This window comes from Aeromonas sp. ANP5 (assembly GCF_963870295.1).
In the GTDB taxonomy this organism is placed as follows: domain Bacteria; phylum Pseudomonadota; class Gammaproteobacteria; order Enterobacterales; family Aeromonadaceae; genus Aeromonas; species Aeromonas veronii.
The window spans coordinates 12285-32977 of the sequence record NZ_CAWMRY010000007.1; the positions used below are offsets into that span (position 1 = coordinate 12285).

15 protein-coding genes, 1 tRNA gene and 2 pseudogenes are annotated in these 20693 nt (G+C 57.7%); 7 read left to right on the forward strand and 11 right to left on the reverse strand.

The genetic code is table 11. The annotated features are described in order from the left end of the window. The first annotated feature begins 25 nt into the window (after positions 1-25). The 3 genes from dnaG (at position 26) to AACT07_RS05795 (ending at position 4156) form a co-directional block, all read left to right on the forward strand. Positions 26-1813: a DNA primase gene (gene dnaG / locus AACT07_RS05785; protein ID WP_069526891.1), complete on the forward strand. Its 1788-nt coding sequence runs from the start codon at positions 26-28 to the stop codon at positions 1811-1813. Between the two features lie 183 nt (positions 1814-1996). After that, the gene (gene rpoD, locus AACT07_RS05790; protein WP_263718854.1) at positions 1997-3892 is read left to right on the forward strand and encodes an RNA polymerase sigma factor RpoD; all 1896 of its coding nucleotides are present in this window, start codon (positions 1997-1999) and stop codon (positions 3890-3892) included. Between the two features lie 187 nt (positions 3893-4079). After that, a tRNA-Ile gene (locus tag AACT07_RS05795) sits at positions 4080-4156 on the forward strand. Positions 4157-4320: 164 nt separating this feature from the next. Here AACT07_RS05795 and AACT07_RS05800 read toward each other — a convergent pair. From AACT07_RS05800 to purH, 4 genes are all read right to left on the reverse strand, one after another. Continuing rightward, the gene (locus AACT07_RS05800) at positions 4321-4875 is read right to left on the reverse strand and encodes a cytochrome b/b6 domain-containing protein (protein WP_069526892.1); all 555 of its coding nucleotides are present in this window, start codon (positions 4873-4875) and stop codon (positions 4321-4323) included. Beyond that, complete coding sequence (locus AACT07_RS05805; RefSeq protein WP_069526893.1) at positions 4856-5230, reverse strand: cytochrome b562; 375 nt, start codon at positions 5228-5230, stop codon at positions 4856-4858. The genes AACT07_RS05800 and AACT07_RS05805 overlap by 20 nt, the downstream gene beginning before the upstream one ends. A 277-nt stretch (positions 5231-5507) precedes the next feature. Then, positions 5508-6794 carry a phosphoribosylamine--glycine ligase gene (purD, locus tag AACT07_RS05810; protein WP_069526894.1) on the reverse strand — a complete coding sequence of 429 codons (1287 nt, stop codon included), beginning with the start codon at positions 6792-6794 and terminating at the stop codon, positions 5508-5510. Between the two features lie 114 nt (positions 6795-6908). After that, entirely contained in the window at positions 6909-8501 is a 1593-nt protein-coding gene (gene purH, locus AACT07_RS05815) for a bifunctional phosphoribosylaminoimidazolecarboxamide formyltransferase/IMP cyclohydrolase (RefSeq protein WP_069526895.1), read from the reverse strand. 415 nt (positions 8502-8916) lie between these two features. Here purH and zntR point away from each other — a divergent pair, with 415 nt between their 5' ends. Then, positions 8917-9372 (forward strand): Zn(2+)-responsive transcriptional regulator, encoded by a 456-nt coding sequence (gene zntR, locus AACT07_RS05820; protein WP_005340544.1) that lies wholly within the window; start codon positions 8917-8919, stop codon positions 9370-9372. A gap of 47 nt (positions 9373-9419) precedes the next feature. On the opposite strand, the pseudogene AACT07_RS05825 reads toward zntR, so the two are convergent. Further along, positions 9420-10022: pseudogene (locus AACT07_RS05825) on the reverse strand (IS630 family transposase); the annotation flags it as partial. Positions 10023-10097: 75 nt separating this feature from the next. Between AACT07_RS05825 and AACT07_RS05830 the strand changes: the two are divergent. Next, a pseudogene (locus AACT07_RS05830) lies at positions 10098-11259 on the forward strand (IS3 family transposase). A 64-nt stretch (positions 11260-11323) separates the two neighbouring features. Here the strand turns inward: AACT07_RS05830 and rnr are convergent. Continuing rightward, positions 11324-13711, reverse strand: coding sequence for a ribonuclease R (gene rnr, locus AACT07_RS05835; protein WP_069526897.1), 2388 nt, complete (start codon positions 13709-13711; stop codon positions 11324-11326). A 134-nt stretch (positions 13712-13845) separates the two neighbouring features. Between rnr and AACT07_RS05840 the strand changes: the two genes are divergently transcribed. Continuing rightward, positions 13846-14868: a GGDEF domain-containing protein gene (locus tag AACT07_RS05840; protein WP_069526898.1), complete on the forward strand. Its 1023-nt coding sequence runs from the start codon at positions 13846-13848 to the stop codon at positions 14866-14868. 131 nt (positions 14869-14999) lie between these two features. Here AACT07_RS05840 and ompA read toward each other — a convergent pair whose 3' ends face one another. Beyond that, positions 15000-16037, reverse strand: coding sequence for a porin OmpA (ompA, locus tag AACT07_RS05845; RefSeq protein WP_005335824.1), 1038 nt, complete (start codon positions 16035-16037; stop codon positions 15000-15002). Between the two features lie 265 nt (positions 16038-16302). Continuing rightward, positions 16303-17340: an SGNH/GDSL hydrolase family protein gene (locus AACT07_RS05850; protein ID WP_069526899.1), complete on the reverse strand. Its 1038-nt coding sequence runs from the start codon at positions 17338-17340 to the stop codon at positions 16303-16305. A 254-nt stretch (positions 17341-17594) separates the two neighbouring features. On the opposite strand from AACT07_RS05850, the gene AACT07_RS05855 reads away from it, so the two are divergent. After that, positions 17595-17981: a YgiW/YdeI family stress tolerance OB fold protein gene (locus tag AACT07_RS05855; protein WP_005335826.1), complete on the forward strand. Its 387-nt coding sequence runs from the start codon at positions 17595-17597 to the stop codon at positions 17979-17981. Positions 17982-18066: 85 nt separating this feature from the next. Here the strand turns inward: AACT07_RS05855 and mltC are convergent, their stop codons facing one another. The 3 genes from mltC to mutY form a co-directional block, all read right to left on the reverse strand. Then, positions 18067-19170 (reverse strand): membrane-bound lytic murein transglycosylase MltC, encoded by a 1104-nt coding sequence (mltC, locus tag AACT07_RS05860; RefSeq protein ID WP_031227922.1) that lies wholly within the window; start codon positions 19168-19170, stop codon positions 18067-18069. Positions 19171-19285: 115 nt separating this feature from the next. Further along, on the reverse strand, positions 19286-19558 hold the full coding sequence (locus AACT07_RS05865) for an oxidative damage protection protein (RefSeq protein ID WP_041209221.1): 273 nt from the start codon (positions 19556-19558) through the stop codon (positions 19286-19288). 8 nt (positions 19559-19566) lie between these two features. Beyond that, entirely contained in the window at positions 19567-20619 is a 1053-nt protein-coding gene (gene mutY, locus AACT07_RS05870) for an A/G-specific adenine glycosylase (RefSeq protein ID WP_069526900.1), read from the reverse strand. Between the last annotated feature and the right edge of the window lie 74 nt (positions 20620-20693).

Sequence of the window (20693 nt, forward strand, 5' to 3'; positions counted from 1 at the left end):
TTCTCCGCAATGAAACAGGACGGTTATGGCAGGCAGGATCCCCCAATCCTTTATCGACGATCTGCTCGTACGCACAGACATAGTCGAGCTGATCGACTCGCGAGTGCGGCTGAAAAAAGCCGGTAAGAACTACCAGGCTTGCTGCCCTTTTCATAACGAAAAAAGCCCCTCTTTTACCGTAAGCCAGGAGAAGCAGTTCTACCACTGTTTCGGTTGTGGCGCCCATGGCAATGCCATCGGCTTTGTCATGGAGTACGACGGTCTCGAATTTCCCGATGCCATCGAAGAGCTCGCCAGCATGCAAGGCATGCAGGTACCTCGCGAGCAGAGCATCGGCGGCTCGGCCAATAGCCAGCCCGCCGTCAGCAAGGATCTGTTCGAGCTGATGAACCAGATCGCCCGCTTCTACGAGAGCAATCTCAAGAGTGCCCCCCACGCGGTGGAGTACCTCAAAGGACGCGGTCTGACCGGCGAAGTAGTCAAGCGCTTCAACATCGGTTATGCCCCAAGTGACTGGGATCAGGTACGCCGCCGCTTCGGCGCCAGCCGGGATCACGAACAGCTGCTTATCTCGGGCGGCATGCTGATCACCCGTGACAATGGCCCGGGCAGCTATGACCGTTTCCGCGATCGCATCATGTTCCCGATCCGCGACAAGCGTGGCCGGGTCATCGGTTTCGGTGGCCGGGTGCTGGGTGATGGCACCCCCAAGTACCTGAACTCACCGGAGACCCCCATCTTCCATAAAGGGCGCGAGCTGTTCGGTCTCTACGAGGTGAAGCAAGCACACAAGGATCCGCGCAGGATCCTGGTGGTGGAAGGCTACATGGATGTGGTGGCACTCGGTCAGTACGACATCGACTATGCGGTGGCGGCGCTGGGTACTGCAACGACCAGCGACCATATCCACACCCTGTTTCGCACCACCGCCGAGGTAGTCTGCTGCTACGACGGTGACAACGCCGGTCGTGAAGCCGCCTGGCGCGCGCTGGATAATGCCCTCCCCCATTTGCAGGATGGCCGCGAGCTGAAGTTCGTGTTCCTGCCCGATGGAGAGGATCCTGACTCGCTGGTTCGTCAGATCGGCAAGGAGGGCTTCGAAGCCTTGCTCGATGAAGCCCAGCCATTCGCCGACTTCATGTTCGAGCGTCTCGGGCGAGATGCAGCCCTCTCCGGTGAGGCAGGCAAGTTCGAAGTGGCCAACAAGGCCGCCGAGCTTATTCGTCGCGTTCCGGAAGGGTTTACCCGCGAAGGGCTGATCACTCGTCTCTCCAGCATGATGCGCTGGGGCGAGAACAAGCAGCGCATCGCCGAGCTCTTTGCCCGCAACAGTCAGCCCAAGGCCGAGGTCAACAAACCCAAGGCAGCCAAGCTGACGCCACTGCGGCGTGCGCTGGCACTGATGGTGCAATATCCGGCAGTAACATCTGAGCTTCCCCCCATGCCGGAATTAGCCGGGCTACGCGTACAGGGCATCAAGTTCCTGCTGCAACTGCACCAGCAAATCCTGTCACAGCCCGGTATCACAACCGGTATCCTGCTGGAACACTGGCGTGGTACCAAGGAGGGAGAGATCCTTGCTCAGCTGGCCATGCACGACCTGTTCGAGGAGATCAAACTCGATCAGGAGCCGGATATTCTGGGAGAATTGCAGGACACCTTCGTCGGCTTCATCAACCAGTTTCTGAAACAGCGGATCGAAGAATTGCAGGCCAAAGTGGCTCAGGAAGGACTAAGCTCCGAAGAAACCCAAGAGCTGATGATGCTGATAAGAGAGGTGCAAATTGAGAAAAGAAATGAGAGTGGGGCTTGATATTTGAGTGATTAGTCCCAATATGGATAGCGTTGCCCGAATCGACGGGATGAAAAGCAAAATTTTTATAACCGCCTGGCCCCGACAATACTGCGGGCAGGGGTTTCTCATGACCGACGCCGCAACCAGACATAGCATGTCTGGCGGTTTTCTATTAGAATTGGCTATTTGCGCAGCAGCGCACTGTACGCGCAACCTAGCAACACCAACCGGATGAGTTCTATGGAGCAAACCCCGCAGTCTCAGCTTAAACTCCTCGTTGCCAAAGGTAAAGAACAGGGCTACCTGACCTATGCCGAGGTGAACGATCACCTCCCGCAAGACATTGTCGATTCAGACCAGATCGAAGACATCATTCAGATGATCAACGATATGGGCATTCAAGTGGTTGAAAACGCTCCGGATGCCGATGACCTTATCATGGCTGAAGGTGGTACCGCCGATGAGGACGCTGCCGAAGCAGCGGCCCAGGCTCTGGCATCTGTTGAATCTGAGATTGGTCGCACGACCGATCCCGTCCGCATGTACATGCGGGAAATGGGTACCGTCGAACTGCTGACTCGTGAAGGCGAAATCGACATCGCCAAGCGGATCGAAGACGGTATCAACCAGGTACAAAGCTCCGTAGCAGAGTACCCTGAAGCAATTACTTACCTGCTCGAACAGTACGACAAGTACGAAGCCGAGCAGCTGCGTCTCTCTGACATCATCTCTGGCTTTATTGACCCGAACGAAACCGAAGATATGGCACCTACCGCCACGCATATCGGTTCCGAACTCGGCGAAGACGATCTGGCCGACGAAGATGAAGAAGACGAAGAAGACGAAGACGAAGATGGCGACAGCTCTGACGACGACGGTGACGGTGGTCCGGATCCGGAAGTCGCTCGCGAGAAGTTCGGCGAACTGCGTGCCCAGTATGAAGTGACTCGCCTCTCCATTCAGAAGAATGGTCGCGCGCACGAAGATACCCAGGCCGCCATCGCCCAGCTGGCCGATGTATTCCGTCAATTCCGCCTGATGCCCAAGCAGTTCGATCGCCTGGTCAACAACATGCGTGAAATGATGGAGCGCGTCCGCGTGCAGGAACGCATCATTATGAAGCTCTGCGTTGAGCAGGCCAAGATGCCGAAGAAAACCTTCGTCGCGGCCTTCACCAACAACGAGTGTGAAACTGCCTGGTTCGAATACCAGAAGCAGGCTGGCAAAGCCTGGTCTCCTCGTCTGGTTGAAATGGACGAGGATATCCAGCGCGCCATCGGCAAGCTGCAGCAGATTGAAGAAGAGACCGGTCTGTCGATTGCCCAGATCAAGGATATCAACCGTCGCATGAGCATCGGTGAGGCCAAAGCCCGCCGTGCGAAGAAAGAGATGGTTGAGGCCAACTTGCGTCTGGTTATCTCTATCGCCAAGAAGTACACCAACCGTGGTCTGCAGTTCCTGGATCTGATCCAGGAAGGCAACATCGGTCTGATGAAGGCGGTAGACAAGTTTGAATACCGTCGTGGCTATAAGTTCTCGACCTATGCAACCTGGTGGATCCGTCAGGCCATTACCCGCTCCATCGCGGATCAGGCCCGTACCATCCGTATCCCGGTACACATGATCGAGACCATCAACAAGCTCAACCGTATCTCCCGTCAGATGCTGCAGGAGATGGGTCGTGAACCGAACCCGGAAGAGCTGGCCATGCGCATGGGCATGCCGGAAGACAAGATCCGCAAGGTACTGAAGATCGCCAAAGAGCCTATCTCCATGGAGACGCCCATCGGTGATGATGAAGATTCCCACTTGGGCGACTTTATCGAAGATACCACCCTGGCTCTGCCAGCGGATGCGGCGACCAGCGAAAGCCTGCGCAACGCCACCCGCGAAGTGCTGGCTGGCCTGACCGCCCGTGAAGCCAAGGTACTGCGGATGCGTTTCGGTATCGACATGAACACTGACCACACCCTAGAGGAAGTGGGCAAACAGTTCGACGTTACCCGTGAGCGTATTCGTCAGATCGAAGCCAAGGCACTGCGCAAACTGCGCCACCCGAGCCGCTCGGAAGTGCTGCGCAGCTTCCTGGACGAATAGTCCTGACCCTGTGTCAAACTACTCTGCCAAAGCCCCGCCATGCGGGGCTTTGTTTTGTCTGGCATTTACCCTTGCGACCCGCTTTGCGCCCTCAATCAAGCTGGACAATTAGTCGCCAAGTGGTTGATATGCCTATAGACTGCCCTTTCCTCTTCCCCTATAATCCACGCCGCTAAACGCACAATTTGGCCCCTTAGCTCAGTTGGTCAGAGCAGTCGACTCATAATCGATTGGTCGTGGGTTCAAGTCCCCCAGGGGCCACCAAATTGAAAAAGGCCGCTCATAATGAGCGGCCTTTTTGCATCTGCGGATCGAGCAATGTCCAGTGATGAGCTCGATGAGGTCATAGAAAAGACCCGCCATGGGCGGGTCTGGGCAGAGTCCGGATCAGGCGCCTCACTCAGAGACAAGGCGCCTAATGCGGAGCCTCAGGTTTGCTCGTTGCTGCCGCTCTGGATGGATGAGCGACGCCCGGCGGGCAGCATCCGGGTAACCAGATTGCTGCGCTGACGCCAGGAGGTGAAGACGATGGCCAGCAGATGCAGACCAATCAGTCCCTGCAGCGCCACCACACACCATTCATGCCACTCGTCAGCCCCCAGTTCAAATCCCGTCTCGGTATTTTGAAACCAGCCGCTGCCAGCGGTGGCCAGCACAACCAGCCAGAGCGCCCACACGGCCAGCTTGCCGCTACCGTGATGACCCGGTGCCGGAGGCTGCCGCTCACGCATCTCGCGCGCTTGCTGGCGAAAATCCTCCCCGCTGGGGATGAGGGCACCAAGGCGAGCGTAGCCACGGGCAAAAGTGAGCCCCCAGAGCAGACGCAAGGAGACCAGCCCAATGGCGCCGTAACCCAGCCACTCGTGCCACTCCTCCCCCGCTTCGTTAACCCAGAGGTTGCCGATACAGACCACCGCCAAGCCCCAGTGGGTCAGGCGAACCAGCGGATCCCAGCGAAAGGGCTCACCCTTTTTGCTTGGCATATTTGTGGTACTCCTTCTTCAGGTCGTTGACCTTGGCCAGATGTTCGCGCGCCTTGGCCTCATCACCCGCCTTGAGTGCGACCAGGCTGGCGTCCAGCTCGGTCTGTACCTCGTTCATCCCTTCAAGGAATTTCTCTTTCTTGGCGGCCGGCATGTTCTTCTGCTTGGCCACATCCAGCTGGGCCTTCATCTCGTTGATGTGCTTCTCCATGGTGGCTGCATCATCAGCCTTGACGGCCTGCTTGTAGTTGAAGCCAATCTTCTTCATCGGCTGTTCCAGATCCCCCGCCACGGCAGGCAGGGTCATCAGGCCAAACATCAGGGGCAGCAGCAGGGGGCGGACGGTTTTCAACATGGGATTTCCTTATATAACGACATGCTCGAATTGTTAGGGGTACTTATGAATCCAAACAAGAATTCATCACCAGCATGATGCCATGACTCATGGTGAAACGTTTGTGAAAAATGCTGTTTTTTGTGGCAAATAGTGACAGATATGCCGCGCTTGTTTGCGCTTGGTAACTGATTGAACGCAGGTGACACGCAGCATGAGGATGGCTGAAAGCGGTAAACAGGGACAAAAAACCCCGCCGTAGCGGGGTCTGAATCAGCTGGCCATTTGCTGGCGTCAGTTACTCCTGTTCGCGAGCAATGGCGCGCCAGCCGATATCCTTGCGGTAGAAGACGCCATCCCACTTGATGCGGCCAGCGAGCTGATAGGCACGCTGCTGGGCTTCTGCCACAGTGTGGCCGAGGGCGGTGGCGCACAGTACACGACCGCCAGCGGTCAGGCTGGTATCGCCCTCCAGGCGGGTACCGGCATGGAACACCTTCTCACCCGCCACTTCATCCACCGGCAAGCCGCTGATGGGGTGGTTGGTGCTGTAATCGCCAGGATAGCCTCCCGCCGCCAACACCACGCCGATAGCGGCGCGGGGATCATAGATGGCCTCTTTCTGATCCAGCTTGCCTGCGCAAGCCGCCAGACAGAGCTCTACCAGATCGGACTGCATCCGCAGCATGATGGGCTGGGTCTCGGGATCACCAAAGCGGCAGTTGAACTCGATCACCTTGGGGTTGCCTGCGCCGTCGATCATCAGACCGGCATAGAGGAAACCGGTGTAGACGTTGCCCTCGGCCGCCATGCCTCGCACGGTCGGCATGATCACCTGCTCCATCACCTTCTGATGTACCTCGGCGGTCACCACAGGCGCCGGGGAGTAAGCCCCCATACCGCCGGTGTTGAGGCCGGTATCACCGTCGCCAACCCGCTTGTGATCCTGACTGGTGGCCATCGGCAGCACGTGCTCGCCATCGACCATGACGATGAAGCTCGCCTCTTCCCCCTCCAGAAACTCCTCAATCACCACCCGGGAGCCCGCTTCACCAAAGGCATTGCCGGAGAGCATGTCGCGCACCGCGTCTTCCGCTTCCTGCAAGGTCATGGCGACAATCACCCCCTTGCCTGCCGCCAGACCATCGGCCTTGATGACGATGGGGGCACCCTTCTCGCGCAAGTAGGCGAGCGCAGGCTCCACTTCGGTGAAGTTCTGGTACTCGGCGGTCGGAATGGCGTGACGGGCCAGGAAATCCTTGGTGAAAGCCTTGGAGCCTTCCAGCTGGGCAGCGGCAGCGGTCGGGCCAAAGATCGGCTGACCGGCGGCGCGGAAGGCATCCACCACCCCTTTCACCAGCGGCGCTTCCGGCCCGACGATGGTGAGGCCGACCTGCTTCTCTTTGGCAAAGGCCAGCAGCCCTTCGATATCGGTCGCCTCGATGGCGACGTTCTCGACACTCGGCTCAAGCTGGGTGCCTGCGTTGCCCGGCGCCACAAAAACGTGACGTACCAGTGGGGAGTGTTTGGCCTTCCAAGCCAGAGCGTGTTCGCGGCCACCGTTGCCAATGATCAGTACTTTCATCGTATCGCTCGCTTCTATTTGTGGTCACTGGACTGCCTCTCTGGCCGTCAGTCAGTGGAAATAGTCAGTTGAAAAGAGACAACAAAAGGGCCGCCATCGGCAGCCCCTGACCCATCAATGACGGAAATGGCGCATGTTGGTGAACACCATGCACATGCCGTGCTCGTCGGCGGCATCGATCACCTCCTGATCGCGCATCGAGCCACCCGGCTGGATCACGCAGGAGATACCGGCCTGCGCGGCAGCATCGATACCGTCGCGGAACGGGAAGAAGGCATCGGAGGCCATCACGGAGCCCGCCACGGTCAGCCCTTCGTCCGCAGCCTTGATACCGGCGATTTTGGCCGAATAAACACGGCTCATCTGGCCTGCGCCGACGCCGATGGTCTGGCCATCTTTGGCGTAGACGATGGCGTTGGATTTGACGAACTTGGCCACTTTCCAGCAGAACAGCAGATCCTGCAGCTCGGCCTCAGTCGGCTGACGCTTGCTGACCACTGTCAGGTCGCCCAAAGTCACCATGCCGAGATCCCGTTCCTGTACCAGCAGGCCGCCGTTGACGCGCTTGAGGTCAAACCCTTGCGCCGGAGCCGTCCACTGACCGCATTCGAGCAGACGCACGTTCTGCTTGGCGGCGACCGCATCGCGGGCCTCCTGGCTGACGCTCGGGGCGATGATCACTTCGACAAACTGGCGGGCCACGATGGCTGCCGCAGTGGCACCATCCAGCTCACGGTTGAAGGCGATGATGCCGCCAAAGGCGGAGGTGGGGTCGGTCTGGTAAGCGCGATCGTAGGCACTCAGCAGGTCGTTACCGATGGCCACGCCGCAGGGGTTGGCATGCTTGACGATGACGCAGGCCGGCTCGTCGAACTCCTTCACACACTCCAGCGCCGCATCGGTATCGGCGATGTTGTTGTAGGAGAGCGCCTTGCCCTGCAGCTGGGTAGCGCTGGAGACAGAACCCGGCGCGGCATGCTCTTCGGCGTAGAAGGCGGCTGCCTGATGGCTGTTTTCGCCGTAACGCATGTCCTGCTTCTTGATGAACTGGCTGTTGAAGGTGCGCGGGAAGCAGGACTCCTCGTCACCCTCCTTGTTGTCACCGTAAGAAGGAACCATGGTGCCGAAGTAGTTGGCGATCATGCCGTCGTAGGCAGCGGTGTGCTCGAAGGCTGCGATGGCCAGATCGAAACGGGTCGCAAGTTTCAGACTGTTGCCGTTGGCATCCATTTCGCGAATAACCCGATCATAATCGGCAGCTTTGACGACGATGGCGACATCTTTGTGGTTTTTGGCGGCAGAACGCACCATGGTCGGGCCGCCGATGTCGATGTTCTCGACCGCATCCGCCAGGGTACAACCCGCTTTGGCTACGGTGGCAGCAAAGGGGTAGAGGTTGACGACAACCATGTCGATGGGGGAGATAGCGTGCTGGGCCATGATGGCGTCATCCTGATCCCGACGACCGAGGATGCCGCCATGAACCTTGGGATGCAGGGTCTTGACCCGGCCATCCATCATTTCAGGGAAACCCGTGTAGTCGGAGACCTCGGTCACCGGCAGACCCGCCTCGCCAAGCAGCTTGGCGGTACCGCCCGTGGAGAGCAGGGCAACACCACGCTCGTTGAGTGCCTTGGCAAATTCCAGAATGCCAGTTTTGTCAGACACACTCAGCAGTGCACGGCGAATGGGTCGAGCTTGTTCCATCACACTATCGTCCTCAACATAACGGGGACCGTTCCATGGGAGGCGAGGCTCAACACAGAGAGTCCCCAAATAAATGGAAGTGGGGGATTTCGCAAACCACTCTCGCCCCGACATCCGGCAAAAGCGTTTTAGGAAATGCCCGCTTGGTGCGGCGCTCTGTTATGGGCGCGTATTCTACACAAAAAATGTGACCTGTGGTGGATTTTTTGAAACAGCAAAGCCTTATTTGGCGCGGCGTTAAACGTTTTCCACTTGATTTTCTCGAAACGTTTGCACTTTCAGGGTTTTATGGGAAAAAGGGTCGCCAGGAGATGTTTATCTGCCCCTTTTATGCCCTTGGCTGGCAATCCATGGGCAAAGGGGTGATAGTGGATTCCGGTTTTTGTGGCGGCATACATTCAAGGGGAGAGAGAGCATGTATCGGATCGGTGAACTGGCCAAGGCGTGCGGGGTCAAGGCAGATACCCTGCGTTTTTACGAGAAGAACGGGCTTATCTCACCGGGGATCCGCAACGAATCCGGCTACCGCCTCTACAGTGAACAGGACAAGCGGCGGCTGGAGTTCATCATTCGCGCCAAGTCGGTGGGATTCTCGCTGGCCGATATCGGCGAGCTGCTCGACCTCGATACCAACAAGGCCAAAGTCACCTGTCAGGAGGTGAAAGCAGTGGCCGACACCAAGCTGGCCCAGGTGGAGCAGAAGATCATCGAACTGACCCGCTTTCGCGACAACCTGAGAGAGCTCTCCAATATCTGCTGCGGCGGCCCCCGCTCGGCGGAGCACTGCGCCATCCTCGAGACGCTGGAATCTGGTGCCCCGGCCCATCACGAGCATCATAGCCACGACCAGCATGACACTGTTCACGGCTGACATGGTACACCTGACTGAGCGTGCCTAAATAGCTGATCCTAATAGTGCTACACCTTCGCTGTGCCATAGCTATTCCCCGGAAAAGGAGACAAGAAGTGTTTCACTCGGGCCAGCAGGCTGACCATTCCTCTACATTGATGATTGCGCGTGATGGTTTCATGTAACTTGTGCCACAGCCGTTCTATGTGATTAACCCAAGGGCTGTAAACTGGCTGGAATACCAGGCAGAACTTGGGGTTCTTCTTCAACCATCGCTCGGTCTGCTTGCTTTTGTGAATGATGTAGTTATCGAGGATCAGCGTGATGGTTTTGGCTCGTCGGTAGTGGCGACGCAGCTTTTCCAGCATGGCGATAAACAGGGATGAGTTTTTCTTTATCCCACTGACGTAAAGCACTCTTCCGTTGCCTGCATGGAGAACGCCTGCTAGGTAATGTTTCGCGTTCTGTCCCGGTGTGACAACCCGCTTTTGCTGCGCTCTGAACATCCAGTCGGCCCCTAATTTGGGATTGAGGTCTATATCGACTTCATCCTCATAAAACACCGGATTAGCGGCATCACAGCGGGCCAGCGCAGCGTCGATATTCGCCATTTTCTCCTGATAAGCTGGGTCTTTTATCCGCAAGGTCGGCACGGGCCTGCGCCAGACAATGTCCATATGTAGTGGTCTAATCATCCCGGACACCATTTTAGGTGGTACAGTCGCCACCATGACCTGAGGTGTTCAATGACAAGATTACGTCGCTCATTTACTGCCCAATTCAAACGCGAAGCCGCATCCCTGGTGCTCGACCAGGGATACTCTGTCCCTGAAGCCAGCCGTTCACTGGATGTCGGTGAAACCGTGCTTCGTCGCTGGGTTCAGCAGCTCCAATCCGAACGCTGCGGCACAAGCCCAATCAGCAAAGCACTGACACCGGAACAGCAGAAAATCCAGGAGCTGGAAGCCCGTATCAACCGACTCAAACGTGAAAAGGACATTCTAAAAAAGGCTACGGCTCTCTTGATGACGGACGAGTTCACACGTGCGCGCTGATAGACCGATTAAGAGAGCAAGCCCCCATCACCTTGGTCTGCTGCGCTTTCGATGTTCCCACCTCCTGTTTTTACGATTATCTGGCTCGCAGGCGGACGATTAACCGTGAGCGGATACAGCAACGCAGCGAGTTGCGCCGGTTGTTTAAAGAGAGTAGGGACTCGGCAGGCAGCCGCGCCTTGATGTCGATGATGCGGGAGTTGGGGTATCAGATTAACCGATTCAAAGTACGTAACCTGATGAAGGAAGCCGCTCTGGTATCCAAACAGCCGGGCGGACACCGCTATAAGGTGGCACAGTCTGAACGACCGGACATTCCCAATCTACTGGCCCGCGAATTTGATGTCCAGCAACCCAATCAGGTGTGGTGTGGCGATATCACCTACGTCTGGGCAGGTGGTCGTTGGTATTACCTGGCAGCGGTTCTTGACCTGCATACCCGGCGAGTCGTGGGATGGGCGATGTCTGATAAACCTGATGCAGAATTGGCCATCAAAGCACTGGAGATGGCCTATCAGCAGCGGGTTGCCCATCCGGCGTGCTATTTCACTCTGACCAGGGCAGCCAATATGGTAGCCGGACATTTCGGCAACGACTGTGGCGCTATCGCATGACCCAGAGCATGAGTCGTCGTGGTAACTGCTGGGATAACGCCCCGATGGAGCGACTGTTCAGGAGCCTGAAGTCAGAGTGGCTCCCGGCTATGGGATATATGAGCTTGCGAGAAGCGAAACGAGATATCAGTTATTACCTGATGGATTACTACAACTGGCGGCGTCCACATCAATACAATGACGGGATACCGCCAGCAAAAGCCGAGATTCGGCCTAACCAAGTGTCCGGATTTAGTTGACCACTACACAGTCCCCCGGCTGTAGTGGTCCAATCATCACGGACCCAAGCCATAGGCCGAGGGCTTATCCCTTGGCCTTGTCGCGGGCTTTTTTGCCCGGTCGTCTGTTGCTCGGTTTGGCGCGGCCACCCTTGTCGGATTTGCCGTGATCCTTGCCCTCTTTACGTTTTTCGTGGCGCTGGGCGCTCTTGGCCTTCTCTTTCTTGATCTCGGCCTGCTTGCGCGCCATCTCTTTGGCGTTCTTGCCGGTGGCCTTGAGCGGCTCTTCCACCATCACGAAGTCGATCTTGCGATCGTCCAGGTTCACGCCCATCACCTTGACCCGCACCTTGTCGCCCAGACGGTAGCGACGGCGGAAGTTCTCGCCAATCAGCTGCATGTGCAGGGGATCAAACTGGTAGTAGTCGTTGGTGAGGGTGCTGACGTGCACCAGACCATCGATGTGGATCTCCGCCAGACGCACGAAGAAGCCAAAGCCGGTGACGCTGGCGATGACGCCGTCAAACTCGTCACCCACGTGATCCAGCATGTACTCGCACTTGAGCCAGTCGGCCACATCACGAGTCGCATCGTCGGCACGGCGCTCGGTCATGGAGCAGTGCTCGCCCATCGGGTCCACTTCTTCCAGCTGGTAGTGATAACCACCGCTCGGGGTCCACTTGTGGCGCAGGTTGCCCTGTTGCTCCTTGGCGGTCTGATACTTGATCGCCCGGTGCAGGATCAGGTCGGGATAGCGACGGATTGGCGAGGTGAAGTGCGCATAGGACTTCAACGCCAGACCGAAGTGGCCGATGTTGTCAGCCTGATAGATGGCCTGACGCATGGAGCGCAGCAACATGGTGGAGAGCAGCTCCGCATCCGGGCGACCTTCAAACTTGGCGGCCAACTCGGCAAAGTCTTTCGGCTCGGGCTCGAGACCGCCCTTGAGCTCCAGACCCAGTTCGGCCAGGAAGTCACGGAAACCGGTCAGACGCTCTTCACCCGGACGGTCGTGCACGCGGAACAGAGCGGCAGCTTCGTTCTTCTCGATGTAGCGGGCGGCAGCCACGTTCGCCTGGATCATGCACTCTTCGATGATCTTGTGGGCGTCGTTGCGCACCAGCGGCACGATGCGGTCGATCTTGCGCTGGGCGTTGAAGATGAAGCGGGTCTCTTCGCTCTCGAACTCCACCGCACCGCGCTGGTGACGGGCATGCTTGAGCGCCTTGTAGAGGTTGTTGAGCTCCTCGATATGGCCCACCAGCGGATCATACTGCTGGCGCAGCTTGGGATCGCCATCGAGGATCGCGGCAACCTTGGTGTAGGTCAGACGGGCGTGAGAGTTCATTACCGCTTCGTAGAACTTGTAACCGGACATGCGGCCAGCGGCGGAGATGGTCATCTCGCACACCATGCAGAGGCGGTCAACTTGCGGGTTCAGGGAACACAAGCCGTTGGAGAGCACCTCCGGCAGCATGGGCACCACGAACTCGGGGAAGTAGACGGAGTTGCCGCGCTGATACGCTTCGGCATCCAGCGCCGTGCCGGGCTTCACGTAGGCGGAGACGTCCGCAATGGCGACCCACAGGCGCCAGCCGCCACCACGTTTGGCTTCACAGAAGACAGCGTCATCAAAGTCACGGGCATCTTCCCCATCGATGGTCACCAGCGGCAGGGCGCGCAGGTCGATGCGGCCCTCTTTGGCTTTCTCCGGCACCTGCTCGCCGAGACCGGCAACCTCTTTGGTCACCTCTTCCGGCCAGGTATGCGGGATACCGTGGGTACGCAGGGCAATTTCGATCTCCATGCCCGGCGCCATATTCTCGCCCAGCACTTCCAGTACGGTGCCGACGGCATTGATGCGGGAGGTGGCGCGCTGATTGATGCGCACAACCACGACCTGGCTCTGGCGAGCCCCTTTGTTTTCCCCTTCCGGGATGATGATGTCCTGGCCGATACGGCTGTCATCCGGCACCACGAAACCAACGCCATTCTCGACGAAGTAACGGCCGACAATGTCTGCCTCACGGGACTTGAGCAGGCGCACCAGACGCGCTTCCTGACGACCCTTGCGGTCGATCTCGGTCGGCTGAACCAGCACGTAATCGCCATGCATCAGGCGTTGCATCTCTCGGTTGTTCAGATACAGATCCGGACCACCACCTTCCGGACGCAGAAAACCGAAGCCATCCTTGTGGCCGATTACATAACCTTTGACCAGATTCAGGCGATCCGGCAGGGCATAACATTGGTTGCGAGTGAATACCAGTTGTCCATCACGCTCCATGGCGCGCAGACGACGACGCAAGGCTTCCAACGGCTCTTCATCTTTCAGCTTGAGGACCTTGGCCAACTCTTCACGGGACATGGGCTTTTCATGGCCCTTGATGAGTTCCAGGATCAACTCGCGACTGGCGATGGGGTTATCGTATTTTTCGGCCTCGCGTTCGAGGAAAGGATCTTTTTGAGACATAAGCAGGCCTTAGGGTAGGTGGTAACGGTGCCATTATATCGGAGGGGGGGGCGAATGGCATCCATCGGCTGCCTTTTGGCCAATCTCTCTGTCATACTATCTTCAGTTCGCTGGCATGATGAGACACAGAACTCATGAGTAAGGACACATTTGCCCAATCCGCCGCCTATCTCAAACAGGCGGTCCCTTTGATGATCAAGTACCAGATCCCCACGACGCCGGACAATTACCACCTATGGTACAACTATGTCTCGGCCAGCATGCCCGAGCTCAACCAGGCGATTGATCAGGCAGTCAAAATGCAGGGAACCTGCTCACTCACCACCTGCGAGCGGCTCTATCACCAGTATCTGGCCGCTCAGGACGAGAAGCAGATGGAGGCGATGAAACTGAGCCTCGCCGCCATGGCCAACGAGCTCGGCCACTCCATGCAGGACGCCATCTCCGATACCGGCATGTTTCAGGAGATGCTCGACAAGAGTTTTGACAAGCTCAGCCGCATTGATGACGAGGGCTTCAGCCTGGAAGACACCATGGGGATCCTGCGGGAGCTGGTGCGCGAATCGCGGGATGTGCGCATGTCCACCATGCACTTTCGCAACCAGCTCAGCAATGCGGAGAAAGAGATCAAGGAGCTGCGGGCGGCGCTCAACGAGACGCGCAAGCTGGCCAACGAGGATGCCCTCACCAACCTGCTCAACCGCCGCGCCTTCGATCTGGAGCTGGAGGGGTTGATCCGCAGCCAGCACCCCTTCTCGCTGATCCTCGCCGATATCGATCGCTTCAAGAACTTCAACGACGAATATGGTCACCTGCTCGGCGATCAGGTGCTGCGCGCCTTCAGCAAACGGCTGCGCGATGCCTGCAAGGAGGGGGTCACCGCCTATCGGCTGGGTGGGGAGGAGTTCGCCATGCTGGTCCCCCATCGCTCGCTGGCGCTGGCCAGACAGATGGCGGAGAGCATGCGCCGCGCCATCGAGCGGATGTCGATTCTGGATCGCAAATCGGGCCGCCGCATTGACCACATCACAGCCTCGTTTGGCGTGGGTGAGTTCAACGGTCAGGAGAGTGCAGACTCTCTGGTCGAACGTACCGACAAGCTGCTCTACAAGGCCAAGGAGCTGGGGCGCAACCGGGTGATGCCGCTCCCTTCCTGATTTAGTCCCCTGCCCGACCGCAATGCCAATGTAAAAAGCCAGTCAGATCAACTGACTGGCTTTTTGGTCTCTCTTGCTCCGACAGGGGCTGTTCATTCCAGCCCCAGTGGAACGCTGCTCAGTGTGAAGGATTACTCCTGCACCTCGCTGACACCTTCGACTTTCACATCAACACGGCGATCCGGAGCCAGGCAGACGATCAGCTCACGCTTGGACTTGCTGACGCAGCTGTCGCCGGTAACCGGTGAGGATTTACCACGCCCTTCCACATTGATCTTGGCGGCCGGGATCCCTTTACCAACCAGATAGTTGGCAACAGTCTGGGCACGCTGCTCGGAGAGCTTCTGGTTGTAGGCATCGGAACCGATACGGTCGGTGTGACCAATTACGGTTGCCACGCCATCTTTGGGTCGTGCTTCTTCAATCTGGCTATAGAGGCTATCCAGTGCCTGACTGGCCTCTGGCTTGAGGGTCGCCTTGTTGAAGTCAAACAGCACATCGGAGCTCAGGGTGAACTGCTTCTCAACCATCACAGGTGCAGGAGCTGGTTCCGGAGCCGGGGCGGGCGCCACAGGGGCAACCTGACCAAAGCGATAAACCGCTGCCAGTGAGAGCAGGCCGTTATCCATTCTCAAACCGGTATCATCACGACTGCCATACGGGGTGGTGTACTGGTACTCCAGGCGAGCGGCCCAGTCGAGATTGAACGCATACTCGGCACCCAATGCACCGACCATGACAAAGCGGCTGTCATCTTTGTAGACATCGCTCTTGGTATCAGCCCAGCCATAACCGCCACCGACACGGCCATACAGATCCAGATTATCGGTAACCGGGAAGCCCAGTTTCAGGGTCAGTTGAGCCAGCTGTGCTTTTACTTCATCACTGAAAGCGCCTGCCGCCGTAGTGGCATCGTATTTGTAATTGCCCAGATAGTCGTAACCCAGCTCCAACCCCAGATTCTTGTTGATCTGATAACCGCCAAACACGCCTGCACCCAAGGCATCGTTGGTCTCATTGCCAAGGGTCAGGGCATTGCTTTCATCAATGCCGTAGAAGTTGGACCAACCCAGTTTGGCACCGCCATACCAGGTGTTGTCCTGACCGGCAGCCTGGGCATTGGCCGCCAGCAAGCCGGTAACCAGCAAGGTAATCAATGATTTTTTCATGTTTGAGCCTCTGCAACTTTATGTAGGAGGAGGTTGATTGATATCACCTCGTCTTATAGGTGCAACCACCCAAAAGCGATCGCAGCATATCAACGTTAGCCTATTTTCAAGTCACTGATATCAATTAACAAAAAACACTCTAACGCAACCACGTTACAAAAACAGCAACAAACGTTTGTTTTTTGAACTGAATGTGACGCAAAAAGACGCACAAATGAGGGCGGATAGGAGAAAAAGGCCAGCAACATGCTGGCCCGAAGCGATATCAGTGACGAACAAACTCGTAGTGCTGATCGATAAAGTCAGCAACACGCTGGCTCAGTACCTTGTGCACCGTCTTGGTCGGATGCACCTGATCCCAGAACATATGCTCATCGCAGTTGAGAGTCGCTGCTCGCCCTTTTGCCTGCCCGCTCACCACCGCCTGCGCCAGGATCGGGTTACCGGCAATAGCCACTCTTTCGGAGACACTCAAAGCCGGGGTCGCAGCCACCTCGGCAGCGCTGCCGGAGAACGGCTTCCACGTATAGCCGCCACCGTAGCAGGCGTGTTCAGTGTCACTCAGACCAAACTGCTGGGGATCGCGCATCATCTCGTCAAACTGCTTGTCCACTTCGAACAGCTTCACGATGCCGAGGGGAGCCAGCTCGCGAGTGAGGTTCTGCAACTTCTGGTTGTGGTAACTGGCCACATGGCGCACCTTCTCCACCACCTTCATGCTGCGGGCTGACGGGGTCTGCCCCAGATCAGGAATGTTGAACAGCAGGATCTGCTGCGCGCCGTTGAGCACCAACCGGTTGGATGCCAGCCGGATGGTATCGATCACCCGATCCGCATCCCGCTCGGTGTTCCAGCCATAGGCCAGATAGTCATTGGCACCGACCCAGATCACCACCAGATCATCGGGGCGGAACTTGTCCTTTTTCAGGAACTGATCGATCTCGTAATCGAGGTTGTTGATCACCTGATATTTGGGATCCCAGGACCAGAAACCGAGCCAGCCGTTCAGGGCGCCCAGATGGTTATAGGCCACCGCAGTTGCACCGCCTTCCGCCTCGTTGGCCACGACCAGACCGGGAAAACGCTCGTCACCCAACTGCTCCAGCCACACCGGGCCGTTGCTGAAGCGTCCGTTGAAGTAAGGTGGACTGGAGGGGAGATACCCCCGCATCTTTTTGTACATCTTGCCGGTGTCGGAGAGGCTGTCACCAAACATCACGACCCGGGAAAAAGGTTGGCGTCCCTCTGCCGCTTGCGCGGTCAATGCCATTAACCCCAATAAACAAACAAGCCATTTTTTCATATTGTTGTGCTCTTCGATTAAGCAGGTGAGACCTGCGGACTTCTCCTCGAGTGGCGACAGGCATGGGAAGAGTCTGCTGCCACTGACTTCTGGTGAAGGCGACAGATTACAGTTCCAGATGAAATCACACATGTTCCGCCACCGATGAAATCGCTTGCGCTCACAAAACAGACAATCACACCAGCCTATTTCTTTCACGCTTGTTTCACGCCCCCCCCGGCACAATGCCCCCATACCAACGACAGGAGTATGAAATGAACAAGGCAAGCGCAAGCGTAATCGGACTGTTGACCCTGATGTCTGTCTCCTCTTTTGCCATGGCGGCCTATACCGGCCCGCAAGAGCAGAACAAGGTTTCCGTTGCTCAACTGAAAGATCTGGCCGATGACAGCTGGGCCACCCTGGAAGGGAAACTGGTCAAGCACCTGGGCGGCGAGAACTATCTGTTCCGCGATGCCAGCGGTGAGGTGGAGGTCGAAGTGGATCAGGATGTGTGGCGTGGCACCGAAGTGGGCCCGGATGATCAGATCCGTATCCGTGGTGAAGTGGACCACAGCTGGAACAAGACCGAAGTGGAAGTCAAAACCCTGGAGAAAGTGGGCGCGGCCCCGCAGACCAAGGGCGGCTTTATTGCCAAATAAGGCCACTTCAACGACGAACTGGCCAGACGTTAAAAGGGCGCTTGATATCAAGCGCCCTTTTGCATGGTTAACCCAGCGTCACCGCTTAACCGGCTCGACTCGAAAAGGCTCTTTTGAACCCCTTCTCGGCCTGATTGACCTTGTAGAGGTAACGGCGCGCCTCCTCTTTGGGATGCTGCTCGGTCAACACCTGATAGACCGCCTCGGGGGAGAGCCGGTTGATCCGGCCCGGCGCCGCCTTGCGATCGCTGGAGAAGGTATTGAGCACCCCGCCCGCACCACCGTTATAGGCTGAGATCACCGCATAGCGACGGGAGCGCGGATCCTGAATATCCGCCAGATAGACGGTCTGCAACAGGTGCAGATAGGCGGTACCAACATCGATGTTGTAGGCCGGGTTGAACAGCTCCTCCCGGGTCGGCTGGCCGTTCTTGCCCTTAACCCGGACATAGACGTCACGACCGGCGGTAGCCGGGATCACCTGCATCAGGCCATAAGCGTTGGCATGGCTCACCGCATAGGGGTTGAAGCTGCTCTCGGTCTTGATCACCGCATAGATCAGGCTCTCCGGCACGCCGTATTTGCGCGACGCTTCCCGGATGATCCCCGCATACTTGTAGCCCCGTCGATCTTCATGGTTGGCCACCATGGGAATATCAACGAAGAAGATGGTGCGAATACCCAGAGTGCGCTTCTTCATCGCCGTGTTGAGCAGGTAATCGGCATAACGCTCGGCGCGCCAGGAGGCGCGGATTGGCTGGCGCTGATTGTCCAGCACCTGACCATAGAGGAAAGGCTCGCCGCCGGTCAGAATTTCCCGGTCGGAGTAAAGATCCACTTCGGCCGGATCGTCCGGCGTCAGCAGGGTCTCGATGATGGCGCGACGCAGGTGAGCGCGGGGATCGATGCCCGAGACCGTCTCCACCATGATGTGACCGCTGGAGAAGTCGATATGGGCCCGGCTCTTGTACTGATCCGTGTATTTGACGTAGTCAAACTTGCCCGCAAACAGCGCCTCCCGCCCCCATATCTCGTTCACGTTATGGGAGAGCGCGCTGATCATGTGTTCAAAACCGCGGATGTCCTTGCCGTTGACCAGATCGTCATCCTCACTCCCGCTGGGCTTGGGGGAGGATGAGCAGGCAGAGAGAAACAGCAGGGTGCACAGCAGCCAAAAAATTCGGCCCATAGGATCCTCAAACAGGGCGGCAGTGCCGCCCATCATTCATATGCCGCGAGTAAACAAGGGGAGGCTGACCACCTTTGGCTCCACTCCCCGCTCACAGGTACTACAGCTCGACTGCTTACTGGCTGGGAGGGGTATAACCCTCGATCTGCACTTCACCCGCTTCAAACAGGTAGCTGACCATCTCTTTTTCCAGCAACTGACGATGCTCAAGATTCATCATGTTGAGCTTTTTCTCGTTGATCAGCATCACCTGCTTCTTCTGCCACTCGGCCCAGGCTTCCTTGCTGATGTTGTCAAAAATCCGCTTGCCGAGCTCACCGGGATAGAGTTGGAAATCCAGACCCGGGCCCTCTTTTTTCAGGCGTTGGCAAAATACAGTACGGCTCATGTTGACCTCTATGGTTGTAACTCTGGATAGGCGAGCAGACGGGCCGTGGCGGCCGCCAGCCCCACCTCGGCAGGATGGCGTAAGTTATACCAGAGTCGGTTATCTGCTTCCATGAGCCGCAGCGGCTGCGCCTCATCAATGTCAATCAGCAGCGGCTGAATATCGAGATGGAAGTGGCTGAAGGTATGGCGAAAACCGGCCAGTTCACGATAACCGTGATGGCTCAGGCCGAGGGACGCCAGCAGACCATCCACCTCCGCCAGCGAGGCCACCTGCGGGAAGCAGTAGAGCCCGCCCCAGATCCCCTGTGGCGGCCGCTTCTCCAGCAGCAACTCATCGCCATGGCGGATCAACAACATGACGCCATCGCGGACCGGAATGCTCTTCTTGGGCTTGCTGTTGGGATAAGCGGTAGGCTTGCCTTGCGACAGCCCCTGGCAATCGGCCCGCACCGGACAGCGATCACAGGCAGGCTTGCTGCGGGTGCAGATCGTCGCCCCGATATCCATCATCGCCTGGTTGTAGTGCGCCACACCCAGCTTGGGGGTCAGCCGGATGGCGATCTCCCACAGCTCGTTCTCCACCGGTTTCAGGCCCGGCCAGCCCGGCAAGGCCAGCCAGCGGGTGAGCACCCGCTTCACGTTGCCATCAAGGATGGCGTGGGGCTGACCGAGGGAGAGCGACAACACGGCCCCGGCGGTAGAACGACCAATCCCCGGCAGCGCCATCACCTCGTCAAAGCGCTCGGGAAAGAGACCGTGGTGGTGATCGCGGATCTGCTGGGCCGCCTTGTGCAGGTTGCGGGCCCGGGCGTAGTAGCCAAGCCCGGTCCAGTGGTGCAGCACCTCGTCGACAGGGGCATCGGCCAGCGCCACCACATCGGGGAAGCGCGCCATAAAACGCTGGTAATAGGGGATGACTGTGGCGACCTGGGTCTGCTGCAGCATGATCTCCGAGACCCAGACCCGGTAAGGGGTCTTCTCCTGCTGCCAGGGCAGGGTTTTGCGGCCATGAAGCTCGTACCACTCCAGAACCCGGCTTGCGAAGGTTGATTGATTCACGTTGTTCTCATGTCGTTGATATAAGGGGAACTCTGCGGTTCCTTCGGCTCATCTGGCCTGCGTGGGCTTAAAGT

What these genes read in the sequence shown, in the direction of transcription:
- dnaG (WP_069526891.1), top strand. Translation starts at nt 26, where the DNA reads ATGGCAGGCAGGATCCCCCAATCCTTTATCGACGATCTGCTCGTACGC.
- AACT07_RS05800 (WP_069526892.1), bottom strand. Translation starts at nt 4,875, where the DNA reads ATGCCAAGCAAAAAGGGTGAGCCCTTTCGCTGGGATCCGCTGGTTCGC.
- AACT07_RS05805 (WP_069526893.1), bottom strand. Translation starts at nt 5,230, where the DNA reads ATGTTGAAAACCGTCCGCCCCCTGCTGCTGCCCCTGATGTTTGGCCTG.
- purD (WP_069526894.1), bottom strand. Translation starts at nt 6,794, where the DNA reads ATGAAAGTACTGATCATTGGCAACGGTGGCCGCGAACACGCTCTGGCT.
- purH (WP_069526895.1), bottom strand. Translation starts at nt 8,501, where the DNA reads ATGGAACAAGCTCGACCCATTCGCCGTGCACTGCTGAGTGTGTCTGAC.
- zntR (WP_005340544.1), top strand. Translation starts at nt 8,917, where the DNA reads ATGTATCGGATCGGTGAACTGGCCAAGGCGTGCGGGGTCAAGGCAGAT.
- rnr (WP_069526897.1), bottom strand. Translation starts at nt 13,711, where the DNA reads ATGTCTCAAAAAGATCCTTTCCTCGAACGCGAGGCCGAAAAATACGAT.
- AACT07_RS05840 (WP_069526898.1), top strand. Translation starts at nt 13,846, where the DNA reads ATGAGTAAGGACACATTTGCCCAATCCGCCGCCTATCTCAAACAGGCG.
- ompA (WP_005335824.1), bottom strand. Translation starts at nt 16,037, where the DNA reads ATGAAAAAATCATTGATTACCTTGCTGGTTACCGGCTTGCTGGCGGCC.
- AACT07_RS05850 (WP_069526899.1), bottom strand. Translation starts at nt 17,340, where the DNA reads ATGAAAAAATGGCTTGTTTGTTTATTGGGGTTAATGGCATTGACCGCG.
- AACT07_RS05855 (WP_005335826.1), top strand. Translation starts at nt 17,595, where the DNA reads ATGAACAAGGCAAGCGCAAGCGTAATCGGACTGTTGACCCTGATGTCT.
- mltC (WP_031227922.1), bottom strand. Translation starts at nt 19,170, where the DNA reads ATGGGCCGAATTTTTTGGCTGCTGTGCACCCTGCTGTTTCTCTCTGCC.
- AACT07_RS05865 (WP_041209221.1), bottom strand. Translation starts at nt 19,558, where the DNA reads ATGAGCCGTACTGTATTTTGCCAACGCCTGAAAAAAGAGGGCCCGGGT.